Below are 7765 nucleotides of genomic sequence, written 5' to 3'. Positions count from 1 at the left end.
TGACGTTATGATACACGATGTTACATAAAAAAGATAGACGTAAAAACGTCTATCTCAAATTGTTGACAAAGGGCTAAAATGATCTTTATTTTAACCCTTTGTCTTCTATTCAGCGTGATAGAAAACCTTTGCAGCCCTAGGAAGGTCGAGCACTGGAGCGGAGCGAATTTGACATTCGTGAGCACCGGCGCGCAGACCTGACAACGAATGCAAGGGTTTGTCTACACGCTGAGATAGACGTATACACGCCTATCTTTCTGTTTTCACCATATCAAGATGCGGAATCCCATCTTCATCATAAACATCTGAGACGGCCTTGAAACCAAATGATTCGTAAAATGACTTCAGGTAGGCTTGCGCCTGTATTTTGACACTTGTTTCACCTAGTTCACTAAGCTTTTCCAAAGCCTTGATGAGCAGCATCTTTCCATACCCTTTTTTCCGGCCGGCCTGCGTCACAAGAATGCGGCCGATGGACGCCTCTTTGTACATGATCCCGTTTTGGAAAATTCGGCAATAAGCCACAATCGTGCCGTTCTCTTTTGCGATGAGATGAAGCGCTTCTTGGTCCCTGTGATCAATTTCAGGGTAAGGGCATGTTTGTTCTACAACAAACACGTTGACTCTTTCCATGAGAATCAAGTAAAGATCCTCTTTTGACAATTGTTCAAATGTGTGACATGTCCATTTAATGTGACTCATGATTGATATCCACCTTACCGTACACTCCGCCTCCACCAGCGATGAGTCCGACTTCGCCCTTCCTTGCTTTGATGATGTAGCCCGCTGTCTTTTCTGGCAGAACGGCTTTTAGTTCTTGTTCTGTTGCTTGATGTAAAATATTCATCTCTGTGTGAAACACGGCTTTTAGCTTCTCCAGTGTTTTAGGTCCAACCCCCGGAATAAACTGAAGCGGAAGCTGATGAACATAAGGAGGTCTCGTTCTTTTTTCACTTTCTTGGTCAGCAAGCTCTTCTAAACGTTCACTTACTCCTTTTGTCATCCGTGTATGTCCGCATACATGGCACTCTTTTTGATCTGGTGCGTGAGGTCTAACCCCGCATTTCTCGCAGGTCGTATGATAATACTTCCCAAGCCGCGGAGCAAGTCCATAATTTCCTGTGACAGCTCTGCCATCTTTTTCTTCAAGGGCTAGCTTGAATTCGGCAAAAGAGGCATGATCCATTTTGATTTTTGTATATTCTCGCGCGATTTTCCCTAAAGAATGAGCATCTGAATTCGTTAAAAAGGGATACCGGTTCAGCTCACTCAGCTGGGACGCCATTGACGTATCACAGCTAAGACCAAGCTCAACAGCATCAATAAGGTCAGGATCAAATACTTCCGTTAAAGAAGTGTTGACCCCTTTGCCGTATAGACTTTTATGCGGTGTAAAAATATGAGCAGGAATAAACAATCCTCCTAGCTCCTTAACCTTGCGCTGAAGTGTTTTCCCATCAACATAGAGGCGCTGTGAACTCAAATGCACATTTTTCATATGAAGCGAAAGCCATGCGGAAAACTCAGACATTTTGTGTAGTGTGGGCATAAATGCCAGCACATGAATCGGTCCCTTTGAATGGTCATCATTGATTTCTAATTCACTGCCTAAAAGTAGCACTGTCTGTCCAAATGATAGACCGCCGTCATTTAGTTCCGTGTACCTGCCTTCCTCTACACCTTCTATTAATTCTTCTAGGACTTCTGGAGATTGTGCATCAATCACACCAATCATCCCCATCCCTTTACTTTCTGCTGCTTCAATAAGAATTTGGTCAATTGTCAGTGACCTTGCACCTGTAATTTTGACAGCTCTGCCTGTTCTTGTTCTGCCAATATGGATATGGATGTCTGCAAAAAATTCCTTCATTTTGTTGACTCAAGTACCTCTTGCAGTTGTAAGTACTGAATGGCATAGGCTGTTTTTGCATCATAAATATGCTGATCTTCAATGAGGTGCAAGGCTTCTTCTAATGAAACTTCCATGACTTCGACAAATTCATCTTCATCCAGCTCTCTTTTTTCTTCAAGCGGAACTAGCTGATCTGCTAGATAGATGTGAACAATTTCATCTGCAAAACCAGGTGATGTATAAAAGGCCGTTAGCTTTTGAAGCTGCTGAGTTGTATATCCTGTTTCTTCTTCTAATTCTCTTAGTGCTGTATGTGCCGGCTCTTCCCCTTTTTCTAGTTTTCCGGCCGGAATTTCAACGATGGCTCTCTCTAGTGCTTTACGGTATTGTTTGACCAAGATGATTTTATTTTCGTCTGTACGTGCAATGACGGCTACTGCACCAGGATGTTTAATGATTTCGCGTTTGCCTTGTTTTCCGTTAGGCAATTCTACATCTTCAAGAACCAAATCAATGATTTTTCCGTTGTATAATTCTTTCGACGATAATGTTTTTTCTTCAAAGTCCTTCAAATTTGTCAGCTCCTCGTTCTACTTTCACTTTTTACTTCATTTATTTTAACATAGATGATTTAAGAGAAGCGAAAAGCGAAACGCTTGCTTCAATGCGCCATTTGAAATCAACTAGCTTGAATTCCTGATTTTTTTCACTTAATGTGAAAGGATAGGAGTGTGATGGAATTGAAAAAAAGACGAATTGGCACCTCAGATCTCTTAGTGAGCGAGGCGGCACTAGGATGCATGTCTCTTGGGACGGAAAAAGAAAAAGCGCTCTCTTTATTAGATGAGGCCATTGATCTCGGAATTAACTATTTGGATACAGCCGATTTATATGATTTTGGGACAAATGAGGAAATTGTCGGGGAAGCCATTAAAAACAGACGGCAGGATTTGATTTTGGCGACAAAAGGCGGCAACCGCTTTGAAAAAGGCAAACCAGGCTGGGACTGGGATCCTTCAAAAACGTACATAAAGGAAGCAGTAAAACAAAGCCTCAAGCGGCTTCAAACAGATTATATTGATTTATATCAATTGCACGGAGGCACGATTGATGACCCCATTGATGAAACGATTGAGGCTTTTGAAGAATTAGTAGAGGAAGGCGTAATTCGCTATTATGGCATTTCATCTATCCGTCCAAATGTCATTAAAGAATATGCCAAAAAGTCCAATATCGTAAGCGTGATGATGCAATATAGTTTACTCGACCGCCGCCCAGAAGAATGGTTCTCTCTACTTGAAGAACAAAGCATTAGTGTTGTCGCAAGAGGTCCTTTAGCGAAAGGATTATTAACTGAAAAGCCACTTTCTCAAGCAAGTGCAGCGATTCAAAAAAACGGCTATCTTCAATATTCATTTGAAGAGCTTCAGCAGATCATTCCTTCTTTAAAGAAAGTCGCTTATGACCTATCACTCACTGAACTGTCCATTCAGTATATACTGAAGCATTCTGCGGTCAGTTCCGTTGTATTTGGTGCAAGCTCAGTGGATCAGTTAAAAGAAAATATAGCAGCAGCAAATGCACGTTCATTAAGTGACCAAGAAGTCAAAGCATTAACTTACTATACAAAACCATCTGTGTATGAAACGCACCGGTTCAAATAACAAAAAAGATCACATGATGTGATCTCTCAGATTGTAGAAAAACTCATGTTTTTCTACAATCTTTTTATTTTAGCGTATGTAGGATGCTAGTGTTTCTCTATTAAAAATGAGGAGGGGCTAAAAGCCCCGTTGTCCTTATCTTGCACTTTCATAATATGCATAATTTCCAGATTTGCCTTTAAGATAAAATGTAGTACCAAAGCGACTGAAACTATTTGCAAAAGAACCATTATCTGAATACATACATAGTCGATTACTTGCGCCTTTAAAAGGGGTTACAGAACAATCTACAATTGAAGTTGCCTTTGTACTCAAATCAGCATTCGTTAATTCATTTGTAGCAAGAGCTTGTCCAGAAACAGGTAAAAGCAATCCTAAAGATAAAGCGACTCCAGCCATTGTTTTTCTCAATTTCATGTGAATCATCTCCATTACCAAATTTTGTAATACACCTTCATTATAAGGAGAATGATCCTCTACCAAAAGGGTCTTAATGACCATATTTTCAATAAAAAGGAATTTAAATAATTCAATACTCACCTTTTTACTCCTATTTTAAACATAAGTTATGGGATTTCGTTTCGTTTGAGTGTAAAGATCATACTGTCACAATTCTGAAATGAAGTGATGTGAAGGGGGAAGAAGTGCTTTTCTCTTTAAGCACTTCTATGTTTCTGCTGTGGATCTATCTTAAGATGATGGTATGAAAAAAGAGAGCATCATCGCCCTCTTTTTTAGCTTTTATACTTTCTCCAGTCTAAATGGCTTTCATCTAGCAGCTCTGAAAAACTTTTGTTTTTTTCTTTTTCTTTCTGCTGCCGAAGGAGGTCTTGTCGTTTTTGTTCTTCTCTTTTTTCTGTCTCGACGGCAAGGTTCTGCTTCATTTGAAGAAGCTGCTGTTTGACATCATCGTTTATGCCATCCTTTAATTTCGCTTGATCTTGTTTGGTCTTTTTCATTGTGCCTCTCTCCTTTTGACTTAGTGTATCACCCGTTTTATTTTCTGAGCAAGAGGCACGCCAATCTCCCAAGATGTGGTATGATCGTCATAGAAAAAACTCCGGAAAGGAAGAATCGGCTAGATGAAGAAATGGATCGCTATATTTGCCTTCATATTATGTCCACTCGCTGCAATCGGCATTTTTTTCACCAATAAAATGATGTATATTCGAAAATTAACGGATGAAGAGCTCATCAAACGAGAATCAGATGGAGGCCATTATCATCATGAGGAATTTCAACAGCTTAAAAAAGAGAAAGTGTGTATTCCTTCAGCATTTGGTTATGATCTCCATGGCTATTTTGTGCCGTATCCACATACAACACGCACAATCGTCCTTTGCCACGGTGTTACAGTCAGTTTGATTAACTCCGTTAAGTATATGAAATTATTCCAAAAGCTCGGATGGAATGTGATGCTTTATGATCATAGAAGACATGGAATGAGCGGCGGGAAAACCACAAGTTATGGATATTATGAAAAAGAAGATCTAGCAAAGATCGTAAAGTGGCTCAGACAAAAACTCGGAGAAAGTGCCATCATTGGGATACACGGAGAATCAATGGGTGCAGTCACGACCTTGTTATATGCTGCAAAGCCGGAAGCAAACGCCAATTTTTACATAGCAGACTGCCCTTTTGCTTCTTTTGAGGATCAGCTTCTTTATCGATTAAAAACAGACTTTCGCCTTTCAGGAGAGTGGATTCTTCCACTAAGTGATCAAGTGTTAAAATGGCGGGATGGATACCGCATCCGGCAAGTTTCCCCTCTTGATGTGATCGACCAGGTGAAAGAACCTGTACTTTTTATTCATAGCCGCCATGACGACTATATCCCCTGTGAGCAAAGTCAGCAGTTATATGCACGAAAAAAGGGTGACAAACAGTTATTTATTGCGCCACACGGTGCGCATGCAATGTCTTTTAGCGAAAATAAGGAAGCTTATGAGCAAGAAATTCAAGCATTTCTTCAAAGATTTGAATTGAATGAAAATAAAAGAGGAGAATGAACAGCAGTTCGTCCCCTCTTTTTGAGCTAACTTATGCGATAGTCACCACTGTTGTATGGTGTCTGCCCGCAAGCTCCATATGGCTCTCTTCCGATTGCTGCTGACTCATGACCGATAATCCTGCAGTTGCTGCCAATAAAAGAACTATCAAACTCGTTTTCATATAAATGACCCCCATTTTGGATTTTTGATATGGCTTGAATTTTCCTTTCGTAAAACCGGGTAGATACTTCAAACAGTCCAAGCTCATTGTAATAATGAGCCGCATCAAGTGCCAATTCCTCAATATCTGGGTATAAGCGCTTGTCCTCGAGCAGGTCTAATGTATCGTCTATGATTGTTATGTCTGCATCAACATATAATGCTTTTAAGAACTGAAATTTGCAGATGTAAATTTCATCTTCTAATTCACAGGCCTTCATAATACCTTGTTGATAGAGGGTTAACGACTCTTCTATTTGTTTTTGTTTAAACAGGATTTGTGTCAGCATAAATAGTGGGTCTAGAGAGCGATTAAGATGGGTTAAATTCTCCTTTTCAAACACTTCAATAGAGTCTCTCAGATAACGGCTTGCTTCCGCAAGATCGTTCATTTGATAATAACAGTTACCTAAGTTGAAAAGGGCCGAACCTATGACTCGAGGGTTTCCAATTGAGCGTGCTCGCTTTAGAGCATTTTTAAAGTAGGGCAATGCATGTTCATAGCATTTCAAATCATCATAGTTTGCACCAATGACAAATTCACAGTGGATGATTCTCAGCGTGTACGTTCTGTAGGCAGAGTACGTATCTAACGCTTGCAAGGCATAGTGCATCGAAAAGTGGGTTTGTTTCATATGGTAGTAAATTTCTGCTAATTTAAAGTAAAATTCTGCTCTTTCTATATCATCTGATATGAGATTGAGCTTTTTTTCTGCTGAGCGGTAATAAGCAATGGCACTTAAATAGTTTCTCTGTTCAAATTCAAACATTCCTGTGAAAAAATGAACATAGTATTCAAGCATATCCGTTAATTTCGTTTGTGAATGTTCAATCGTTTCTAGCAAATTCTTAATCTCTTCATCATTCGAGGCTTTCTTTGCCGGTTCAAAATATTCAAGCATCACCTTGTGGCGAAAATCCATCAGCTGGTAAAACAATAACAAGTTTTGATCCTGCTCCATCTCCAGGATTTCCTGCTCGATCTCCGCCTTCAGCTTCTCTGCTTTCATCACATGAAATCCGCAAATCTGCCTATACCATTCGTTTATTTTGATTCCAACCTGAGGCGATGACAGCTTGAGCTTCAATTCACTTTAGCACCTCCCTTCTCATATACGATACATGTTGTATTCTATCACATTTCCTCGAATGGAAGAAATATGAAATGTCATTTTTCGCAAAGTTTTCGGTATCCCGCAATTAACGCTGCAAATGCCTATTTTTCGGCATTTACAGCCATTATTTTTTTATTTCTAGCTTGCTCATTTTGTCGAATTGTTTGTTGAAAAACGGCTTTTTCCGTTCCCAAAAGATCATTTTCCGGATTAGACAGCCATGCGGTTTGATGAGATGATGAACGCACGAAAAAAACCCTTCCGAAAAAGGGCTTTTATAATACATCTGTTACTTGGTCCATATTCTCTTTGATCCAATTGACAGCTAATTCGAGCGTTGGAAATTCTTCTGTTTCAAATGTGACTTCATCTTGAAGAAGCCAAACGTCCTTTTTCACCGAATCCATTCCACCTATTGACCAGTGCAAAAGGCTATAGGGATGATTGTTATTTAAAAACGACACCCATGTTTTATTTTGTGCCGTATTTTGTATCACTTTTAGCTTTTGATCCACTACATTTCCACCTTACTTTACAAGTATACCCATTCTCGGGCTGAGTATTTGTTGAGGACTTTTCAACATGAGTGTGTTGGCTTTTTCGTTAAAATCAATCGTCATTTCCTCGTCAAAAAAGACCTTTTGTGCTGTGTGTATGTACAGCTTAAAGAGCTGATTATGCTTGAGTTCTTCCCATTCGCCTGTTCTTTCACCTGTGAGCCAAATCATTGGGACACCGCTTACCGCACAGCCGCACCCATCTGAATCATATCGAAGGAGCAGTTCTTTTGTTTCATGCCCTGCTTGTTGTTTTGTAAGGAACGCTGCTGCTGGTTCTGTTATATGAATATACATGCCGAACATCCTTTTTTCGTTGATTGTTACATTGTAACATATCAGTCATCAATTAAACATGTTCACGCCC

Annotated in this window: 11 protein-coding genes; 2 read left to right on the top strand and 9 right to left on the bottom strand. The window is 39.8% G+C overall.

The window, feature by feature from the left end; genetic code table 11:
* Positions 1 to 249: 249 nt before the first annotated feature.
* Genes AWT60_RS14885 through AWT60_RS14875 form a run of 3 tightly spaced genes read right to left on the bottom strand, consistent with a single transcriptional unit; the run spans position 250 to position 2424 of the window.
* On the bottom strand, positions 250 to 702 hold the full coding sequence (locus AWT60_RS14885) for a GNAT family N-acetyltransferase (protein ID WP_041109686.1): 453 nt from the start codon (positions 700 to 702) through the stop codon (positions 250 to 252).
* A complete protein-coding gene (locus tag AWT60_RS14880; RefSeq protein WP_041109688.1) occupies positions 689 to 1870 on the bottom strand; it encodes a TIGR00375 family protein in 1182 nt (393 codons plus the stop codon). The genes AWT60_RS14885 and AWT60_RS14880 overlap by 14 nt, the downstream gene beginning before the upstream one ends.
* On the bottom strand, positions 1867 to 2424 hold the full coding sequence (locus AWT60_RS14875; protein ID WP_039179704.1) for an NUDIX hydrolase: 558 nt from the start codon (positions 2422 to 2424) through the stop codon (positions 1867 to 1869). Before AWT60_RS14875 ends, AWT60_RS14880 begins: the two co-directional genes overlap by 4 nt.
* Before the next feature lie 168 nt (positions 2425 to 2592).
* On the opposite strand from AWT60_RS14875, the gene AWT60_RS14870 reads away from it, so the two are divergent.
* Entirely contained in the window at positions 2593 to 3516 is a 924-nt protein-coding gene (locus tag AWT60_RS14870) for an aldo/keto reductase (RefSeq protein ID WP_041109803.1), read from the top strand.
* A gap of 135 nt (positions 3517 to 3651) precedes the next feature.
* On the opposite strand, the gene AWT60_RS18770 is transcribed toward AWT60_RS14870, so the two are convergent.
* Positions 3652 to 4056 carry an antimicrobial peptide LCI gene (locus AWT60_RS18770; RefSeq protein ID WP_241770518.1) on the bottom strand — a complete coding sequence of 135 codons (405 nt, stop codon included), beginning with the start codon at positions 4054 to 4056 and terminating at the stop codon, positions 3652 to 3654.
* Positions 4057 to 4250: 194 nt separating this feature from the next.
* Complete coding sequence (locus AWT60_RS14860; RefSeq protein WP_024422881.1) at positions 4251 to 4475, bottom strand: YqkE family protein; 225 nt, start codon at positions 4473 to 4475, stop codon at positions 4251 to 4253.
* Between the two features lie 123 nt (positions 4476 to 4598).
* On the opposite strand from AWT60_RS14860, the gene AWT60_RS14855 reads away from it, so the two are divergent.
* Positions 4599 to 5525 carry an alpha/beta hydrolase gene (locus tag AWT60_RS14855; protein WP_025093023.1) on the top strand — a complete coding sequence of 309 codons (927 nt, stop codon included), beginning with the start codon at positions 4599 to 4601 and terminating at the stop codon, positions 5523 to 5525.
* A 26-nt stretch (positions 5526 to 5551) separates the two neighbouring features.
* On the opposite strand, the gene AWT60_RS14850 is transcribed toward AWT60_RS14855, so the two are convergent.
* The 4 genes from AWT60_RS14850 to AWT60_RS14835 form a co-directional block, all read right to left on the bottom strand.
* Positions 5552 to 6814, bottom strand: coding sequence for a response regulator aspartate phosphatase (locus tag AWT60_RS14850; protein WP_041109690.1), 1263 nt, complete (start codon positions 6812 to 6814; stop codon positions 5552 to 5554).
* Between the two features lie 128 nt (positions 6815 to 6942).
* On the bottom strand, positions 6943 to 7089 hold the full coding sequence (locus tag AWT60_RS14845) for a hypothetical protein (protein WP_170871309.1): 147 nt from the start codon (positions 7087 to 7089) through the stop codon (positions 6943 to 6945).
* Positions 7090 to 7116: 27 nt separating this feature from the next.
* Positions 7117 to 7356, bottom strand: coding sequence for a YqkC family protein (locus tag AWT60_RS14840; RefSeq protein WP_024422884.1), 240 nt, complete (start codon positions 7354 to 7356; stop codon positions 7117 to 7119).
* 12 nt (positions 7357 to 7368) lie between these two features.
* Complete coding sequence (locus AWT60_RS14835; RefSeq protein ID WP_024428050.1) at positions 7369 to 7695, bottom strand: iron-sulfur cluster biosynthesis family protein; 327 nt, start codon at positions 7693 to 7695, stop codon at positions 7369 to 7371.
* Between the last annotated feature and the right edge of the window lie 70 nt (positions 7696 to 7765).

Source organism: Bacillus sp. F2HM (assembly GCF_019266135.1).
Classification (GTDB): Bacteria; Bacillota; Bacilli; order Bacillales; family Bacillaceae; genus Bacillus; species Bacillus safensis.
This window is presented reverse-complemented; position numbering and strand designations above follow the sequence as displayed.

Coding starts and splice junctions, on each gene's coding strand:
- AWT60_RS14885 (WP_041109686.1), bottom strand. CDS start 702: ATGAGTCACATTAAATGGACATGTCACACATTTGAACAATTGTCAAAA.
- AWT60_RS14880 (WP_041109688.1), bottom strand. CDS start 1,870: ATGAAGGAATTTTTTGCAGACATCCATATCCATATTGGCAGAACAAGA.
- AWT60_RS14860 (WP_024422881.1), bottom strand. CDS start 4,475: ATGAAAAAGACCAAACAAGATCAAGCGAAATTAAAGGATGGCATAAAC.
- AWT60_RS14855 (WP_025093023.1), top strand. CDS start 4,599: ATGAAGAAATGGATCGCTATATTTGCCTTCATATTATGTCCACTCGCT.
- AWT60_RS14835 (WP_024428050.1), bottom strand. CDS start 7,695: ATGTATATTCATATAACAGAACCAGCAGCAGCGTTCCTTACAAAACAA.